This window comes from Paenibacillus campi, assembly GCF_034659835.1.
Taxonomy (GTDB): domain Bacteria; phylum Bacillota; class Bacilli; order Paenibacillales; family Paenibacillaceae; genus Saccharibacillus; species Saccharibacillus campi.
In genome coordinates this window covers 1-19,061 of the sequence record NZ_JAXSQZ010000001.1, presented here as the reverse complement: position 1 = coordinate 19,061, position 19,061 = coordinate 1, and the positions used below count along the sequence as shown (strand labels likewise).

General features: G+C 48.2%; 14 protein-coding genes and 1 pseudogene. 1 reads left to right on the top strand and 14 read right to left on the bottom strand.

Features of this window, described 5'->3' with window-relative positions:
• Position 1: 1 nt before the first annotated feature.
• The 6 genes from U1I11_RS00075 to U1I11_RS00050 all read right to left on the bottom strand — a co-directional run bounded on the left by U1I11_RS00075 (position 2) and on the right by U1I11_RS00050 (position 9,515).
• The gene (locus tag U1I11_RS00075) at positions 2-2,932 is read right to left on the bottom strand and encodes a Na+/H+ antiporter subunit A (RefSeq protein ID WP_322902801.1); all 2,931 of its coding nucleotides are present in this window, start codon (positions 2,930-2,932) and stop codon (positions 2-4) included.
• 382 nt (positions 2,933-3,314) lie between these two features.
• A complete protein-coding gene (locus U1I11_RS00070; RefSeq protein WP_322902800.1) occupies positions 3,315-4,145 on the bottom strand; it encodes an ImmA/IrrE family metallo-endopeptidase in 831 nt (276 codons plus the stop codon).
• Positions 4,146-4,160: 15 nt separating this feature from the next.
• On the bottom strand, positions 4,161-4,523 hold the full coding sequence (locus U1I11_RS00065; protein WP_322902798.1) for a helix-turn-helix domain-containing protein: 363 nt from the start codon (positions 4,521-4,523) through the stop codon (positions 4,161-4,163).
• Between the two features lie 262 nt (positions 4,524-4,785).
• Positions 4,786-6,207, bottom strand: coding sequence for a response regulator transcription factor (locus tag U1I11_RS00060; RefSeq protein WP_322902796.1), 1,422 nt, complete (start codon positions 6,205-6,207; stop codon positions 4,786-4,788).
• Complete coding sequence (locus tag U1I11_RS00055; RefSeq protein ID WP_322902795.1) at positions 6,200-8,392, bottom strand: cache domain-containing sensor histidine kinase; 2,193 nt, start codon at positions 8,390-8,392, stop codon at positions 6,200-6,202. The genes U1I11_RS00060 and U1I11_RS00055 overlap by 8 nt, the downstream gene beginning before the upstream one ends.
• Positions 8,382-9,515: a substrate-binding domain-containing protein gene (locus U1I11_RS00050; RefSeq protein WP_322902793.1), complete on the bottom strand. Its 1,134-nt coding sequence runs from the start codon at positions 9,513-9,515 to the stop codon at positions 8,382-8,384. Before U1I11_RS00050 ends, U1I11_RS00055 begins: the two co-directional genes overlap by 11 nt.
• Before the next feature lie 857 nt (positions 9,516-10,372).
• Here U1I11_RS00050 and U1I11_RS00045 point away from each other — a divergent pair.
• Positions 10,373-10,960, top strand: a complete 588-nt coding sequence (locus tag U1I11_RS00045; RefSeq protein WP_322902791.1) for a GNAT family N-acetyltransferase — start codon at positions 10,373-10,375, stop codon at positions 10,958-10,960.
• A gap of 179 nt (positions 10,961-11,139) precedes the next feature.
• Here the strand turns inward: U1I11_RS00045 and nikE are convergent, their stop codons facing one another.
• From nikE to U1I11_RS00005, 8 genes and pseudogenes are all read right to left on the bottom strand, one after another.
• On the bottom strand, positions 11,140-11,946 hold the full coding sequence (gene nikE / locus U1I11_RS00040) for a nickel import ATP-binding protein NikE (RefSeq protein ID WP_322902790.1): 807 nt from the start codon (positions 11,944-11,946) through the stop codon (positions 11,140-11,142).
• A complete protein-coding gene (locus tag U1I11_RS00035) occupies positions 11,939-12,841 on the bottom strand; it encodes an ABC transporter ATP-binding protein (protein WP_322902788.1) in 903 nt (300 codons plus the stop codon). Before U1I11_RS00035 ends, nikE begins: the two co-directional genes overlap by 8 nt.
• Before the next feature lie 20 nt (positions 12,842-12,861).
• Positions 12,862-13,692 (bottom strand): nickel ABC transporter permease subunit NikC, encoded by an 831-nt coding sequence (nikC, locus tag U1I11_RS00030; protein ID WP_322902787.1) that lies wholly within the window; start codon positions 13,690-13,692, stop codon positions 12,862-12,864.
• Positions 13,689-14,633 carry a nickel ABC transporter permease gene (nikB, locus tag U1I11_RS00025; RefSeq protein WP_322902785.1) on the bottom strand — a complete coding sequence of 315 codons (945 nt, stop codon included), beginning with the start codon at positions 14,631-14,633 and terminating at the stop codon, positions 13,689-13,691. Before nikB ends, nikC begins: the two co-directional genes overlap by 4 nt.
• Before the next feature lie 180 nt (positions 14,634-14,813).
• Positions 14,814-16,442, bottom strand: coding sequence for a nickel ABC transporter substrate-binding protein (gene nikA / locus U1I11_RS00020; protein WP_322902784.1), 1,629 nt, complete (start codon positions 16,440-16,442; stop codon positions 14,814-14,816).
• 454 nt (positions 16,443-16,896) lie between these two features.
• Complete coding sequence (locus tag U1I11_RS00015; protein WP_322902782.1) at positions 16,897-17,631, bottom strand: nucleoside phosphorylase; 735 nt, start codon at positions 17,629-17,631, stop codon at positions 16,897-16,899.
• A gap of 3 nt (positions 17,632-17,634) precedes the next feature.
• Entirely contained in the window at positions 17,635-18,318 is a 684-nt protein-coding gene (locus tag U1I11_RS00010; protein ID WP_322902781.1) for a sulfite oxidase-like oxidoreductase, read from the bottom strand.
• A 122-nt stretch (positions 18,319-18,440) separates the two neighbouring features.
• Positions 18,441-19,061, bottom strand: a pseudogene (locus U1I11_RS00005) (DUF5704 domain-containing protein); the annotation flags it as partial.

Here is a 19,061-nt window from a genome sequence, read left to right as displayed (position 1 = left end):
CTTAACGATCCTCCCCTATTTGCAAAATAATCGTCATCGTTACCCCGATCACCGTTAGAAACACGCCCAGATCGAAGATCATCGCTGTTGCCAGCTCTGTCTTGCCAAGCAGCGGCAGTTCCACATAAGCAAACGTATGACTAAGGAAAGGAACGCCGAACAGAAACGAGCCGATACCTGTAATATAGGCAATGCCAAGACCGGTTGCGATCAGATCGCGGTAGTCGATCGGAATGACGCGCCGCGCCAGCTCTACATTAAACGCCAGCGCGAGTAACACAAGTGCCGAAGCCGCCATCAGACCACCGATAAAGCCGCCGCCCGGATTGTTATGTCCGGCAAAAAATAAATAAAGCGCAAAGGTGAGAATGACGAACACGATCACCTTGGTGCCGGTGGCAAGAATGACGTCATTGCTTTTAAACAAGTTCATATTTTTGGAAATCGTGTTAGCTTCCTTACGTGTCCGTCCGACCGGAACACTTGGCGCCGGTTCAAACTTTGGCTTCACATAGAGCACCCGTGCGCCGGTATCACGCACTTTCATTTGCAATTGGATCATCGCATAAATGCCCAGCGCCGCGATGCCGAGCACGGTAATTTCGAGGAATGTATCAAAGCCGCGGAAATCGACCAAAATAACATTCACGACATTGTCGCCACCGCCCAGATCATGACTGTTTGCCACAAAATAACCGGAAATGCTTTCAAACGGACTGCTGCCACTTGCCGCCAGCGCTACAAATGTCATCACCACACCGACACCGACCGCGATCACACCGTTCAGCCAGCGCGAACGCTTTGTGCTCACCTCACGCCGCAGCTCTGGCATATGGTAAAAGCAGAGCAGGAACAGCACAACCGATACGGTTTCTACGATCATCTGTGTCAGCGCCAGATCAGGTGCGCGGAACAGCACGAAAAACATCGTAATAATATAACCGACCGCACCTGTCATAATGACGGCGATCAAGCGCTGCCTGGCAAATGGCACCGCTACCGCCGCACCGACAAGCAATACGAGCAATACCGCTTCATAGATCGTAATCGGTGCCGAACCTTCCGTATTGAGCGAAATGCCTTGCGCACGCAACAACCCTACCCCAAGCAAACCGATCAAAAATACGAAAATATACACTAAATAATGATGCACTGACCCGCTCATATAACGCGTAGTCAACCCTCTGGACAGTCGCTCACTATAATAGAGCAAGCTGTCATACAGATGATTCAGCGTTAGCCGAGCGGGATAGCGTCCATACATGCCTTGCCAACGCGGCAGCAGCATGTACAACAGCGTACCGAGCGCAATAATGCCGATCGTCATCCAAAGCGCAGGTGTAAAACCATGCCAGAACGAGATATGCACGTCAAAATGCCCACTCTCCGGCACGATGCTTGGCAACACTGCTCTCATCGCTGGCTCGATCAAACTCATCGACAGCACATTAGGCACAAAGCCAAGCACGACGACAAGCAACACGAGCAGTGCAGGTGGCAACAGCATTCCCCATGCCGGTTCATGCGGCTTTCCATCGAGCTTGTCCGGCTGATAGCGTCCGCCAAATGTTTTGAAAATAAAGATCATACAATACACAAATGTGAATACACTACCGATGAACGCAAGCAATGGGAACAAAATGCCCCATGTGCTGAGACTGAGCAAATCGGCATGGGTCAGCTCTACCATCGCTTCCAAAAACATCTCTTTGCTCAAATAGCCGTTAAATGGCGGAATGCCCGCCATCGAGAAACCGCTGATACACGCCATCGTGAACGTAATCGGCATCATCGTCATCATGCCGCCCAGCTTGCGCATATCACGCGTCCCTGTCTCATGATCGACAATACCAGCAACCATAAACAACGCGCCTTTAAAAGTCGCATGGTTGATCAAATGAAAAATTGCCGCCATCGTTGCGCCAGCGTATAGCAGCGATTGCTCACCTATTCCCATATGCACAGCCGCCGATCCGGCACCAAACAGCGACATAATCAACCCGAGCTGCGAAACGGTCGAATACGCAAGCAATGCCTTCAAATCGGTTTGCCGCACCGCCATAACCGAGCCATAACACATCGTAATGATACCGCCCAGCGACACGATCCAAAACCACTCCGCTTGTCCTGCAAAAATCGGACTACAGCGAGCGACAAGATACAATCCGGCTTTAACCATCGTTGCCGAATGCAAATAGGCACTAACCGGCGTTGGCGCTTCCATCGCATCCGGTAACCAAATGTGAAATGGAAACTGTGCTGATTTCGTAAATGCACCGATCAACACAAGCACCATCGCCAGTAGAAACAGCGGATGGTTATTGATTTTGCCAACCAACGAGATCGTTTCGCGAATGCTCCATGTGTCGGTCAAACCGTGCAGCAGCACAAAGCCCGCCAGCATTGCAAACCCGCCAAACACCGTAATTAACATCGACTTAAGCGCACCATAGCGCGAACGATCCCGTTCATACCAGAAGGCGATCAACAGGAATGACGAAATGCTCGTCAGCTCCCAAAACGTATACAGCACGATCATATTGTCCGACAGCACAATGCCAAGCATCGCACCCATAAACAATAACAAATACAAATAAAACCGCTGAATCGCTTCCTGCTCCGGGTCCAAATAATAAATCGAATACAAAACGACCAGCGCGCCAATGCCCGTAATCATCAGCGCAAACAACAGACTAAGCCCGTCCATATACACCGTAAAATTAATGCCCAGCGACGGCATCCACGGCAACGTCGATACGCTTGCAGACGTTGCGCGTATAACAGGCAAATACGTCAAAAACAGTCCAAATAGCACCACCGGCATAATCAATACGAACCAACCGGTATGTATCGCCCTGAATCTTTTGCGAATGACAGGCACGAATGCAGCTAACAAAAATGGCGCCATAATGGCAGCATGCAGTACAGACACTCTCCTAAGCACCCCCATATTCAGATGGTTAGTCAGCAAGCAACATCGATTATTGCCCGCCTATAAAGCCGTGCGCAACCTCGAAAAACAAAGTCCCTCATTTTATAGTACCCATTAATGCCCCTTAACGAATTATAAAGCGCCAAAATGACCGAATAGGACGAAATTCCGAAAAAAGACAAAAAGGAGCCTATGATGACAGGCTCCTCCAGGTAAATCGCAATATATAGTTGTAAGCAGCGTACGCACGGCTTTAGTTTTGTAAAATACACTTCACTTTAGCAAAAAAGCCTGTCGCTTGCAAGTGAGTGTCGATTAAAAAATAAACGTATATTGGTGCGGTATGCGGCACATTTCGATAAAATCGGCTGTATGTAAGACATCAACATAATTCCTCATTCCAACGCTCCTTTTCCCGTTGCTGTACTTCTTTATACATCTTCTCCCAAGTTTCAATGAGCGCCAAATTCTCTCTATACAATTCCACATCAGGATGGCGATCAATTTCTTGTTGAATAGCTATTTTAATGGGAGAGAGATTTAGGACTAGAGAAGGGCGTATTAGTGCATCATCAAGTGCATGTTGTTGAAATAGCGCACACCATTGTTGGAAATTAGGTTGATAGTCAAATTTAGACTTGATCATAGATTGAAGGGAAGGTTGATCCTTTTGTCGAGCAATTTGATATAACTGGATTAAAACGGCTTTATACGGTGCTTTGAATGATTTCATGCAATGTGCAATTTTAACGATGAAATCATCATCATGAAGGGAAAAATAATAATCATACAAATCCGAATCACCAAAAATCATTTGACTGGCAAAATAGTCGGCTTTTCGTTCACGTATATCAAACTTAGTGGAGATTTCATAATTAGTGCTATACTTGTTCATTGCTTCATTTTCGGTGAGGTGGAAAATTTCATGCCAGTAAATAAAATATTGGTAAATGCGCGGCTGTGCCGTATTAATAATCGGCATGATTTTGCCATTTCCGAATGTACGAATGGCGCCGCCCCAATCTTCATCCGGTATCGGAACTTCAATGAGATGATGCTCCGTTAAAATGGCATATGCTTGCTCTTCGATAGGAAGAAATTTCCATTTAATACGTCGCTTTTCGATAAATTGAACATGAGCATTAACTTCCTTGGCGATCATTTCGTTAATTTGGATCGTTTCATCTAAATTGTCACTTGTGATTTGGGGCATTGTAAAATCCTCCTGTTAGACATACATCGAATAAATATCCAGCATATTGTCTAATCGTTCCAACAATTGTTTTGCTTCTTGGCTTCTATTCAAATGTTGAGCATGATCGGAAAAAGCATAAGCAGATGTACTAGAGGTAGTAAGTAACGAAGGCTTCGTCAAAAAAAAGTCCTCGCTTACATTTAGAGCAGCTGTGATTTTATTGATCTGAGCATTATAGATTACCGGACTTGGACTTTCAGCTTTTAATATCTGATCAACTGTAGGGCGTGATATGCCGGTAATTTTGGAGAAAGATAGTTTGCTGTAGCCATTGACTCGGATAAAATTCAGTAGATTTTGAGCAATGCTGTCTTTTTGTGCAAAGAAATTAGTCATATGTTACGCCTCCTTTCTGTTTTATATGTTCATTGTACTTCTTACAGACATCGTTGTAAAAATAATTTTTACAAATTGTAAATTTATTTTTAGTCGTTATTTCTCAATATCAAATATCGCATAGGCTCAAACAAACTAATCTACAACCACACTAAAAAGCCCTTTTTGATAATATAAAGGACTTTTCAGCTCAACCTATCCCATTTTCGCTTTAAAAATTTAGCGATCTAGCTCAACCAACCCACCACATTATATATCCTACCTAATGCGCCACCTTTTCCCGCCGATAGCGATTCGGTGCTACGCCCATCACCTTTTTAAAAGCTGTACTAAAATAATGCTGTGACTCATATCCGACCAGTTCGGCAACTTCCAAAATCGTACAATCGCTATCGGCAAGCAAATGCGCCGCTTGCTGAATGCGTACCTGCACAAGCAGATGGATAAACGACTGCCCCAGCTCCCGTTTCATCGTCCGGCTCAAATACGTCGGTGATACTTGCAAATGATCGGCAAGCGATTCCAATGTGAGCTGGGGATCAGCGTAATGTTGCTGAATGTACGCGCGTGCGCGGCGAACGAGCGGTGACAGCAGCAGTTGTCCGTCCAGCATACGCTTGGCAGTTGCATATACGGTGCTGATTATACTAAGCATATGCTCATCTGACGAAGCGAACGGTTGTTGAGCCGTTCTGTCCACAATGACAGGCTGCCGCTCATCTACTACTGCCATATTTTCCGATTGTTTTTCTATTGCTAAGGCAGCATTTTGCATGGGATGATGGGCACTTTGCTCAATGGGATATGCGTTTGCCTCGTCATTGTTCGTCCCTACGCCGCCATGCTCTGATTCATTATTCATCCGCTCCCCTTCCACCGGCTGCAAATGCGCCTGAATATGCAGGCTAATACAATCGCGCACCGTCGCCACGATCCGTTCAGCACTGTCATGTTCCGGCTGCCGCCATAAGCAAAGTACGATCAACCCGGAACGGTCACGGCAGACAGCGAGCGGCAACTCATGCAGCAACTCAGCAGCGATATTACCGATCGCAAACTGTAATAGCTGGCGATCGCTATCTTGCAGCGGCGGTCGTCCTTCAGCGATGCCCGACCAGCGTAGCAGCAATAACGCAGCAGGCGGCTGTACGGGCAAGCCGAGAAATTGCAGTTGATGTGCAATCTCCTGCTCAGACAAACGCCCGTGTAGCCAGTCTAAACAAAATTGTTCGCGCAGCAGCGGGATATTGCGCTGAATTTGGTCGGTCGCTTGCTTTAAATAAAGTTCCTGCTGCCAGCCTCCGGTTAACTCGGTCGCAATCTGGGCGAGCACCTTACGCAAATGAACCGGATCGACCGGCTTTAAAATATAATCTTTCACCCCAAGCCGAATCGCTTCCTGCGCATAACGGAATTCATCATGCCCGGTAATGATCACAAAGCGGCAATCCGGCTGCTGTTCCCGAATGCGCTTGATCACTGTAATACCATCCATAAACGGCATATTCATATCGACTAACAAAATATGCACAGGCTGCGCAAGCGCCAGTTCGAGCGCTTCCTCCCCGTCCTCCGCTTCCGTCACAACGACCATGCCAAGCGCATCCCAATCGACCGCTGCCCGTATGCCTTCGCGAATAATAAATTCATCATCGGCAATCATCACTTTTAACGGTTCATTCATTGTGTTCCTCCTCCTGACGGATCAGTGCTGCCGGGAATTGGCGCAGCAGCGGCTGTGTGATCATGACCGCTGTACCACCTTCCGGCAAACGCTGTAATGTCAGCCCATAACGCGTGCCATACGCAAGATGAATACGCGCCTGAATATTTAGCAATCCGTAGCTGCCTGCTGGCTCGGGACCACGACTTTCCAGCGTAGCTAGCGGGTTTTGTAGCTGTGCATTCAGCTCAGCCAGCCGTTCATCCGTAATGCCTGCACCATCATCGGTAACGGTATACAGCAGCAGATCGTCCTGCTGCTCTGCGGAAATCGTAATCAAGCCGGGACCTCGCCGTGCTCGAATGCCATGATAGATCGCATTTTCCACCAGCGGCTGTAACAACAGCTTGATCACATACAGCTCACGCAGCGATTCGTCGATCTCGATCTCATAATGCAGCTTGCTTGCATACCGGGTTTGTTGGATTTGCAAATAGCTGCGAATATGTTCTTCTTCCTCGGCAAGCCGAATAATATCACTGCCTCCGCTCAAGCCGATACGGAACAGGCGCGATAACGAACCGACCAACTCCGAAATATCGTCAGCACCTTTTTTCCGAGCCATCCATTGAATCGTATCCAGTGTATTGTACAAAAAATGCGGGCGAATATGCGCTTGCAAACTGCGCAGCTCGGCAGCACGCTTTTGCCGCTCCTGACGTAGATTTAATTTCATCAGATTGCGAATTTCATTCATCATCCGGTTAAAGCTGCGTCCCAGCATCCCTACTTCATCACGTCGATCGTTCATATAACGCGCGGTCATATCGCCAGCTTCCGCCTTTTGCATTAGCGCAGACAGGCGGTGAATCGGACGCGAAATCGATTGCGACAATCCATACGATGCCGTCAACCCGACAAAACAAACGATAAACAGAAAAATAACGACATAAAAACGAATCGCCCTCGATTCCGCCACCGATTCGCTCAAACGGAAAACACCGACCGTTTTCCAGCCGGTATAATCGGAAGTTGTATACACAAACTGCACTTGCTGTCCTTCCAATTCACTAGTGAACACCGACTGCTTCGCTGCGGTCAACGAGGAAGCAATCCGTGCGGGCATCGACTGTTCCAGCGGCCCTTTGGGCGCATAGATCGGCTGTCCGACCGCATCGGTTACCATCAGGTAACCGGTTTTGCCGAGCCGTACATCTTTGGCAGCTTGTGCGATCACACGCAGCTTTAGATCGATCAGCACGACACCGCTTATTTTGCCGGTATGCGGATCACTTAATGCACGCGCTACCGAAATGACTTCACTGTCCAAATAATTCGTATGACTCGTCACATTCCGTCCGGTTGGATGTCCAACAATCGTGAATAATCCCTGCTTGGCAGCGGCATCCTTATACCACTGCTCCTCAGTCAAACTGCGATTCGTATTGCGCGCATACATTTCATTGCTAATATAGTCACCATTTCGGTTAACGATCAATATGCCGGCAATTTCCGGATAAACGGTCGTAAATCCTTGCAAAAACTGACGAATCCGATACACCGCTGTACCGGACAACCCATCCGTTATTTTTCCGTCCTCTGGCTCGGCATCGCTTAGATTGCGCGGGTCTGTTGTCGATGTTCTGGATGTTATCGCTGTTGTGGACGATGATACCGTTTGGCTCATACGATGTGCTGCTGTCGATGCGATCGTACGCGCTGCGCCGCCAGTCGTTGATGACTGACTTACAGCGTGTACATCCATTCCCGCTGGTTCATTGTTTGTATCCTGTCCTAAGCGCAGCTTCAATGCGGAGCTATCGGCTGCGTGTCCATTGCCACCCGCCGTAGTTGTCCCCGTTACTGCCTGCCGTTGCTTTGTTGCAACCGCTGCCGCCATAAACTGCTCTACCGTCGGATCAAAACCGATCAAATACGTAATGCTCTGCATATGCTCCATATACGTATCAAGCGTCTGATTCACTTTGCCGATCAGTTGAAATGTATTGTCGGTCACCTGATTTTCGATAATTCGATCTGACGTCCAGTTCACCATCACCCCGAGCAAAATCGACGGCAAAATACCGACCAGCAAAAATAACGCAATCAGCTGATCACGCAGCGGCAAATGATGAGGATGATACTGTCGCCAATCTTGGCGCAGCCAGCGATACAGCCGCTTCATCAGGGCTGACTTATTTGGCATAATAATCACTCACATTGTCCCGTGTCACTACCGATACGCCGGTATCAACCCGCACGGGCACCGGTGATACGATGCCGCTTAGCGATGGAGCAGGCACGGTTAGACCATGATGTAAATGGAACAAATATTGCAGCGACCAATAGCCCATATTCCACGTTCCTTGCGCAATCGTCGCATCGATCGTGCCGGTGCGAATCATATCAAGCGTTTCTTTGTTTGTGTCAAAGCTAATAATGACCGGCTTCGTTGGAGTCGCTGTCACTTGCTCGGTGGCGGCTCTAGCAGCATGATTATTCGCCGTCGTCGCTGCTTGCTCATCCGTCGCCTCCGTATTGCTCTCCGATCGTTGACTCGATGCGACTGCTTGCGTTTGCTGCTGCATCCATTGCTCAACAGCAGCGCCGACGCCATAGGCACCCGTCGCCTCGGTAATAAAAATCCCTTTTAGCTTTGGATACGTTTTGAGCAGCTCGCTTGTCTGCTGCTGGGCGAGTACGGCATCGCCCTCATCATTTTCAACCGCCACGATATGAAGACCCGGATAGCTTTGACGAATACGTTTCTCAAAACCGGCGGTACGATCTTTATGATTTTGCTGATTCGCCAGCGTAATGATGGCGATCTGTCCGCTATTGTTGCCGATACGTGTAGCCATTTGCTCGGCTGCGATGCTGCCGGCATGTTGATTGTCTGTGGCGAGAAACGAATACGAGCGGCTGCCCGGCGCTTCAGCATCGAACATAACGACCGGAATGCCTTGAGCGACCGCTTTGTCGACCGCCTGTACAAGCAGTGGCGAATCGATGGCGGAAATCGCAATGCCAGCGGGCTTTTTGGCGATCGCTTGTTCAACGATCATCGCTTGCTCGCGTGCATCATAACGGGTCGAACCTTGATATTCGACCGATACATCAAGCGCTTCGGCGGCATCTTCAAACCCTTTCAGCCCGCTTTTCCAATATTCGATGCCAGATTGGAACGTAATCATTATATATTTTTCGTTAATATCTCCCTTCATACCTTGCTCACTCCAGACGGATGACGATTCCTGCGCCTGGTATTGTACAATATAAACGATCAAGGCTACGACCAGCACGATATAAATCCATAACATCTTGCGCATACAAGCCCTTCCCTTCAGCTGCTCATGATAGCTTTTTGACTGCCCGATGTGCAGGTGGCATAGTCATGATGATGAAGCTATGCGCGCCTGATTCCAGTGTGATACACGCCTGATTCCAGCGTGATGCAAACCTGCTTTATCCATCGATGTCGTACCGTTCGATAACGATCGATAATCGGACGGCTGACGATATGGAACAACATTTAATATAACGCAAATTCTGCTGCAAGAAAACGCTTTATATGTATTTGTGCGCAATAATATCCGTATGCGAAAAAGTAGCTATTTGCACTTTACATACTCCGCATAGCGGAAAATAGCGATTGCTTGTTGATCGATGAATAGCACCTTAACCAAGTTGAATTTTGTATTAGGTTGTGCGCCGGTATAGCTGTAGTCGAACACTTAAACTAATAGCTTAGCTTAACAGTTTGTCGATCTAACCATCGCTTGGTACTGAATCGATTGAAGTACGTTTAAACACAATTTTCATTTGAGACAGCCTACTAGCTATGAACGAGATCAACAGGGGAGAAACGTTATTTGGATGAAAACGTTGAATGCGCACTTAAAACATATAAATATAGACAAATAATGAAGCGTATTTTACAATTTAAAATGTTAGGAAATAAAATGTAAAGGAGGGGATTACGATGATAAAATTAAATGTTCATACTTTCTTTTTACGATGGTACTTCCCTCATTCTAAATAGGTATATTTAAAGTTGATTTACCTTTATCTTTTAGAAGACCTTCGTGCATATACGGAGGTCTTTTTTTATTTTTAATCATGCCTATTCATATTAACGATTAAACTTAACGATTAAATAAAAAATTGAATGTAGAGGAGCAATAAAATGGTCATTAGAGAATATCGCCCAGAAGATGAACAAGGTTGGGTTAGATGCAGGGTATTGTCATTTTTGAACACCGCTTATTTTGATCATGTGTTACAGGAAAAAGAAAAATATATTCATCCCGCTATTGAATTGGTAGCGATAGAAGATGGTAAAGTCGTTGGCTTAATCGATATTGAATATGAATTAAAGGAAAGAACGGTCTGCTCAAGAGGTACTGGTCTGGGCGGAATGATTTGGCATATTGCAATACATCCAGATTATCAACGGCAAGGCATCGCAACTAAACTATTAAATAAAGCAATTGAAATCGCCAAACCAAAAGGACTTAATCGCTTTGAAGCTTGGACAAGAGATGATAAATGGGTCAATGAATGGTATAACAATACCGGGTTTTTAAAAGTGGACGCTTACTTGCACGTGTTTATGGATGGAGGGGAAGAAGTTAAAGGCGCAATAAAAAGTGAAATTGCGAATTTGCATCCTGTTCAAGCATTTGCCCATTATGTTGGGGAAGATGAAGAAGAAATCAAAAACAAGTTTGCCCGTGTACATGAATGTAGCTGTTTTGAAAAGGAGTTAACCTGATTACTACTCCCTAACCAACTACGTTAACATCTAAAGACCGTCTTCGAGACGGTCTTTTTGGTGCTTGAAATTATTTGTTATTTTTGGGGGTTTTAAAAATATAAAGGCATATTGCAATCTAACTTTCGATGCAAATAGCCTATTGTATATGTCTATCGTACAGCAAACACACTTTATCACTATGACATTACACTCCAATCCAGCCGCTGGGCAGGATGTTCCGGCAATTGCGCCTCAACCAAGCGGCGCACAGCCGGATGCGCTTCCTGCATTAGCGTTTGTGCCGAATCGGCTGTGCAGACGATCTGCCCGGCATCCATCACCATCATCTGATCGCAGATCGTACATGCCGCCTGAATATGATGCGTAATAAACAAATACGACATATCGTAATCCGCACGCAGTTCGGATAATAACGCCAAAATTTGTGTCTGATTCACCATATCCAAACTGCTGATCGCTTCATCCAGCACGATCAGCTTCGGCTTGAGCGCAATCGCACGCGCGATATTGATTCGCTGTAATTGCCCACCGCTAAATGCCGCCGGGCGTTTGTCGGCATCAGACGCTTGCAATCCTACCTGTTCCAGCAGTTCAGCTACACGGCGCTTATGTTCCTGTGGGCTGAGTCGCTCATAATTGTGCAGCGGCTCACCGATAATGCGCGCTGCCGTCATCAGCGGATTTACCGCCGCATAACAATCTTGAAATACCGCTTGCACCTCGCGCCGCACTTTGTGTATAGAACGCCGATCCCGCGCATACATATCGATCCCGGCAAATGACACCTGCCCAGAAGTCGGTCGCTGTAAACCGAGAATGATGTTGCCAAGCGTCGTTTTGCCTGTGCCGCTGGAACCGAGCAAGCCGAGACATACACCAGGTTCCAGCGTGAAGGAGACATCGTTTAGCACCGGAAATGCCGCTTTACGCCATAGACGCCCGCCGGTGGCATAGCTGTGACTAACTGCGGCTACGTCAAGCATGCTTTTGCCCTCCCTGCATCTGCAAATGTTCCTGTTCCTGTTCCTGTTCCTGTTCCTGTTCCTGTTCCTGTTCCAACGGATGATAGGCGGGCAGGCGCGAATTTAGCAATAGGCGTGTATATTGGTGTTGCGGCTCGTCGAACAATTGCCCTACACTCGCCTGCTCGACCATTTTCCCCTGCCGCATCACCACCACATCGTCCGCCATTTGCGCAATAACACTCAGATCATGGGACACGAGCAAAATCGCCGTCCCGCATTCACGACGCAGCCGATCAATGGCACGCAGCACTTGAAGCTGGCTGACGAGATCAAGCGCGGTCGTCGGCTCGTCAGCGATCAGTAAGCGCGGCTGCAAACACATCGATATGGCGATCATAATCCGCTGCAACATCCCGCCGCTAAGCTGAAACGGATACTGTGCCAGCAAACGTTGTGGATGCGGCAAACCTATACTGTCCAGCCCTTCGATCGCTTGCGCCAGCGCTTGCCGTTTGGATAACGTAACATCATGCGTGCGCAGCGTCTGTACAAACTGTGCTCCAATCGTATGCAGCGGTGTGAACGCATTCATTGGATTTTGCAAAATCGTTCCGATTTCCGATCCACGAATACGTCTCATTTGCCGTTCGGTCTGCGATGTCAGCTCCTGCCCATGCAGACGAACATGACCCGACACTTCCATCCTGCCGCGCCGCAGCAGACCGAGAATCGCATGACAGGTGAGCGATTTGCCACTGCCACTCTCACCTACAAGACCAAGCACACGCCCGGCTTCCAGTCGCAAGTTCATCCCGTCTAGTAAAGGCTGCGTACCGGATGCAGTATGACAATTTACGGACAGTTGCACCGTTTCCAGCACAGGTGTAGCCTGCGCTGATGTCGTATTTTTCATGCCTAACTCCTTTCTGGCAATTAGCGCTTTTCAATCCCGTAACGGGCGGATAACGCTTCACCAAGCATATTAAACAGCACAACAACGACTAAAATAAGCACCCCCGGATAGATCATTAACTCCGGATGACTGCGAATATACGACGTTCCCTCATGAATCATCGCTCCCCATTCCGCCTGCGGTGGCTGTACGCCAAGCCCGAGAAATGACAGCGCCGAGATGTCCATAATTGCCCAACCCATTTCGAGTGTACCAACGACCAAAATCGGACGCTGCACATTCGGAACAATATGAGTACGAATAATTTTCCAAGTCGATGAGCCGCTAATGCGTGCCGCCGCAATAAAACGCTGCTGCTTCAAACTCACGACCATATTGCGGCAAATGCGCGCATACGCCACCCATTGTACGAGCAACAATGCCAGCAAAATTTGCCACAGCCCTGGTCCACATACACCAACAACCCCGAGCACAAGCACCAGATGCGGAAACGCCATCACACCTTCACAAAAACGCATTAGCAAACTATCGAGCCAGCCGCCCACATAACCAGCAATCGCACCAACGAGCAGCCCTACGACTACCGAGACGACAAAAATAACGAGCGCAAATCCGAGCGATACCCGTGATCCGTACAATAGCCGTGACAATGTATCTCTGCCCAGATGATCCGTCCCCAGCCAATGTGCTGCGCTAGGTCCCTGTAATTTGTGCAATAGATCAACCTTTACCGGATCATGCGGCGCAAGCCACGGTGCCAGCAATGCTACGGCAAACAACAGCACGAGCAGCACGGTACAGAGCCGAATCGTTATTTGTTCATGACGTGCGAATTTCCATTTCTGTCTCACTGCGCGCTCTGTCCTTTCAACGAAATTCGTGGGTCCATCCACAACTGAATCAGATCAACCAGCAGATTACAAACGATAAACAGGCACGCCGCCAGCAACACATAACACTGGATCACCGGAATGTCGCGGTTAAAGATCGCATCGACAAAATAACGTCCCAAGCCAGGCCATGAAAACACCTGCTCCACAATAATCGTACCGGTCAGCAGTCTGCCCAGATTAATGCCCATGCTGCTAATGAGCGGCATAATCGCCATCTTTAACACATGGCTTAGCATAATCGTCCGTTCGCGCAGCCCACGCATACGCCCATACTGCACATACGTCGCTTGCATCTGATCCAACATGCTCGCACGCAGCAGTCGTGTATACATCGCGATCAATACGAGCGACAGCGTTACGGTTGGCAACACCAGATTCGTCCAGTCTCCCCTGCCCTCCACTGGCAACCAATCCAATTTGACCGCAAAAAAGAAAATAAGCAAATACCCAAGCCAAAATTGCGGGATCGACGCCCCTGCATAGGCGATAATACGGCTTAACCGATCGATCCAGCTATCGCGATAGACAGCAGCCGCAATGCCAAGCGGCACGCTCACGATAATCGATAACACCATACTGGACAATGCCAGCTCTGCCGTTGCTGGCAACCGTGATACAATTTCCTGCCCGATCGGCTGATTCGTCAAATACGATGTGCCAAAATCAAACTGCATTAGCCGTCCAAGCATATGCACGTATTGGACGATTAGCGGCTGATCCAATCCAAATTCATGCCGCTTTTGCTCCAGCATGGTTTCGGTCGGATAAATATGCTCTGCCGCCAAATATGCTTCAGCCGGATCAACCGGTGAAATATGAATAAGCGCAAACGTAACGAGCGTCGCGATCAGTACAATCGGTATTACCGCCAGCAAGCGCCTGCCAATATATTCGATCATGAGCGTTTCCCCCTTCTGTCTTTTGCGATCGATATGAAGCCCATGCTGGACGCGATACACGGCAGTCAAGCACAGACAAACCGGAAAAGCGTCCGGTTGATCACCAGACGCCTCCAGCTTGCCACGATGCCTGCCGCCGTGTACAAGTCCTGTTTTCGAGTCAGAGCTAGCTGTTCGTCTTTATTGCTTGCTCAATGTAATGCCGAAAAACGCATTTTCATCCCGATTAGCCGGGAACTCAAATGAAGCGATATTTTTATGGTAAACAGCTGTCTTTTTGACGTACGAAATCGGTACAATCGCTGACTGCTCTTGCAGCGTGCTCAAAATCGAACGATACAGCTCCTGACGCTTCGTTTCATCGGTAGAAGACAATGCTTCACGAATCTGTTGGTCAAGTGCCGCTTTGTTTGGCATAGCGCTCAGCGTTTCGGCAACACCAAAGCCTTTGTTCGCGACTACATTAATAAATGAATGCGGATCATAAGGTGCGCCATAGTTGTACCAGAAGTACAGATCAAAGTCATTCGCTCTCAACCGCTTAATTTGCACGGTCAGCTCCACCCCGGTCAAATTCACTTTAACGCCAATCGCGCTCCATTCCGCCTGAATCGTTTCCACCATCGCTTTTTGAATCGGATCCGTTTTGTCATAAATCAATTCAAATTCCAGCGACTGTCCATCTTTTTGACGCACCGTACCGCCAGCCGGAAGTTTCCAGCCCGCTTCGTCCAACAATGCTTGCGCATGCTGCACATCATAAGCAACCGACTTCAGCTCGACATTCGTATACGGATAATTTTTCGGCAAAATCGTAGCGGCTGGTTGTTCCAGCCCGGAAGTGATACCTTCCACCATCGCCTGCTTGTTAAAGCCTTGTTGCAATGCCAGACGCACACGCACATCAGCCAGCTTCGGATTGGACGAATTAAGCAACAAACTGCGCGTACCGACCGGATCGGACAGCTTAGTTACGTAATCCGGATTGTCGCGGAGCTGTTTGAACGCGTCAAGGCTGATTACACCTTCGCCATAGATTAGATCAAGTTCGCCTTTTTCAAATGCAGCCACACGTGTTTCCGCATCTGGAATAATTTTCACGGTCACTTGATCGAGTGCTGGCGCTTTGCCCCAATAGTTCGGATTGCGTTTAAACACCGCATATTCATCTTGCTTGTAATCTGCCAGTACCCATGCGCCTGTGCCGATTGGCGCTTTCACGCCAGTCGCCGTATCCCCGTTATCCGGAAACCCGGCTGCACCGAGGAAACGAAACGGACGCACAACCGACAAATCTTGCAATGCCGGATAATACGGCTCCGTCAATGTCATACGGAAAGTCAGATCGTTTACCGCTTCGGTTTTGGCGATCACACTGACTAAACCGAGCCAGTTATGGGTAGCTTTATGCAGCATGACGGCATCAAAGTTTTTCTTTACAATCGCGGCATTAAATGGACTGCCGTCCGAAAACTTCACATTCGGGCGCAGCTTGAACGTATATACTTTACCGTCTTTGGAAATCGCCCACGATTCTGCCAATGCCGGTTCCAGCTTGCCGTTCTGTCCGTAATGCACGAGTGGATCATACACCATCGACTGTGCAAATAGCTGCGATGGATTGTACGTATGCGGATTCATGGTACCAACATCACGCGGCCATGACATCGTAATCGAACGAATGGAACTGTCTTTTGTACTACCTGCCGCCGACGATTCCGGATTGCCACCGCAACCCGCTACAATCGCCATCAATAGCAATGATACGGCGAGTAAAAGCATAGATGAACGTTTGATGCGAAATAACATAATGGTCTAACCCCTTCTCTTATCTATTGATAACGATTATCATCTTCAATTAATAAGAATAGGTAGCCGACGACTGTTTGTCAACTATATTGTTAAAGGAAGTTAACAATGCTTCCTGCCAGCAATCATATTTGGGATTTTATGTACGGAAAGCGATAGGAACGACCAACCCCATATGCGGATTAATATCCGTATAATCATGGTCATGATCATGCAGGACAATTGCAAACTTTCGCCTTTATGTTTACACAAACACCGCACTGAAATAAAATAAGTACGGTGCTTGTGTCCAGTCTCATAGACATGAAAATACATTTTTTGGCTATTACCAACAGCTTTATTTATTTAAACCTAAACCGTATGTTCGATAAACATCGATTTTAAATAACGGTCATACTATGAGTTCGCTGTGCTCGCTTATTACTGTATCCATATCAAACCTACATCCAATTTGTTAAACACGATCCGGTTCAGCAAGCGCCACCATCGCTTTGATCGCAGCATCCATCTCGCGCTGCACCGCATCGGCAACCGCGCTCGTATGCGGATCATACTCTGCTGCCAGGTCAGCATCGGCATAGCCATCAATCGCCACAATTGCCCCGGCACGCACACCACGTAGCGAAGCGATCACATATAGCGCAGAAATTTCCATCTCTACCGCAAGTGCGCCTGCCTGCTTGAATTTGCGATGCGGAAATTCCTCCACACCGTTAAAAAACACGTCCAACGTCACCGTAATGCCTTTGCTCACCATCCCGCCGCCTTGACGTGCCGCACAATAAAGCGCTTCAGTCACAGCACTGTCCGCCACCGCTGGAAACGTCTCTGGCACCAACTGCCGGGTCAATCCATCCGTACGCACCGCCGCCGTGCTCACAATCAGACTACCAGCCGGATGATCGGCAGAGTATGAGCCTGCCGTGCCGACACGGATCAACGTTTTCACACCTGCCCGAATCAATTCCTCAAAGCAGACCGCCGCCCCCGGTGCACCTACGCCATGACTGACGACAGCGATCTCGACGCCGTCTTTCGTACCGACAAAGCTACGGTATTCACGACTAAATGCCAGCTCGCGCGGCTGCTCCAGTTTGGCAGCGATCGCAGCGGCACGTTTCGGATCGCCGCACACGATCGCAAATTCCGGTATATCTTCACTGTTCACTTGCAAAATCGGCATTAACATCGCTTAATCATACTCCTTTTTTGTCCATTCATCTTCCGGAATCGGCAGCGCTTCACCGGAGAAACGTTGCTCGCGAAACGGATCGGCTTCGTTATGGAAACCATTTTGTTCCCAAAAGCCCGGTCGATCCGCAGTCATAAATTCCAGCCCTTGTATCCACTTGGCACTTTTCCAAAAATACAACTGTGGCACGACTAGCCGTAACGGCCAGCCATGTTTCGCTGTCAGCGGTTTGCCATCATAATGATAAGCGAGCAGTACATGATCGCCCAGCAACTCTGACAGCGGCACATTCGTTTCATAATCGTTGCCGCCATGCACCATCACATGGGTCACTTGCGGCTGCACTTCAAGCTGTGTCAGCAGATCGCGAACACGCACACCTTCCCAACGCGTATCCAACTTCGACCAGCGCGTAACACAGTGAATATCGTCGGTGATCTCCACACGCGGCAATGCCATAATTTGCTGAAAAGAAAAAGACTGTTCCTGCTTCACCGCACCAAAAATACGCAGCCGCCACGTATCCAGATCAATCTCCGGCACATCCCCTTCATGCAAAATCGGAAACGTGTCCGTCAAAAATTGCCCAGGTGGCAGCCTTTTCTCCTGCTCGTCCGTCAAATTGCGAGTGAGCGGCGTTTTGGAAGCTTTAATCCGGTCTGCCTTTTTACTGCTGCTTGTCATAAACAAGCCCTCCTCATTATTGCCTGTCGTATAGACAAGATTGTATACTATCTGATTTGGGAACAAAAGAATGCGATTGCTGTACAGTGTACTGACTGCATAGGAACGATACGAATAAATACTCAATGCGTGCCACGGCTCGTATAATCATCCACCACACTATGATCGGTATCATAAAACAACACATCCCCATCTGCCACCTCATACTGTACCCCATACGGATCGGTCAGCATATGATCGCGTTTCCCATCTGTATGGTCATACCCTTCTTTGTCCCACCATTGATTGCTACCAGGCGCGTGCATATATTGCAAATGCGGGTGCGCGATATCGCTATTTACAATCGTTTCCATGTTAAAATTGACGACAATAAACCCCTGCTTGAGAAAAATCGGTGACTTCTCATCCAGTCCTCCATGTGACCGCGCATATGCCGCCAGATCGGTTCCTTTGGGCACGACATACACCTGTGCAGGCAAACTATATTCCCCATACCACTGCTGTACACTCGCATTCACACGTGCCGCCGAAGCCGATGCGTTCGCTGGATGGGCGAAAGTATGAATAAATGTACGTAGCGGTGAAGGGAGAATTTGCACCCCATAACTACCGGTGTACGTAGGCTGATTCGCTCGTTTAAGAAAATGGGCGATATATTCGGCTTCGGTTTTATGCCAACCGGACGACAGCGCATAGATCGATGCGGCGGTGTTCGTTAACACCGCTTCAGGCACGTTGCGCAA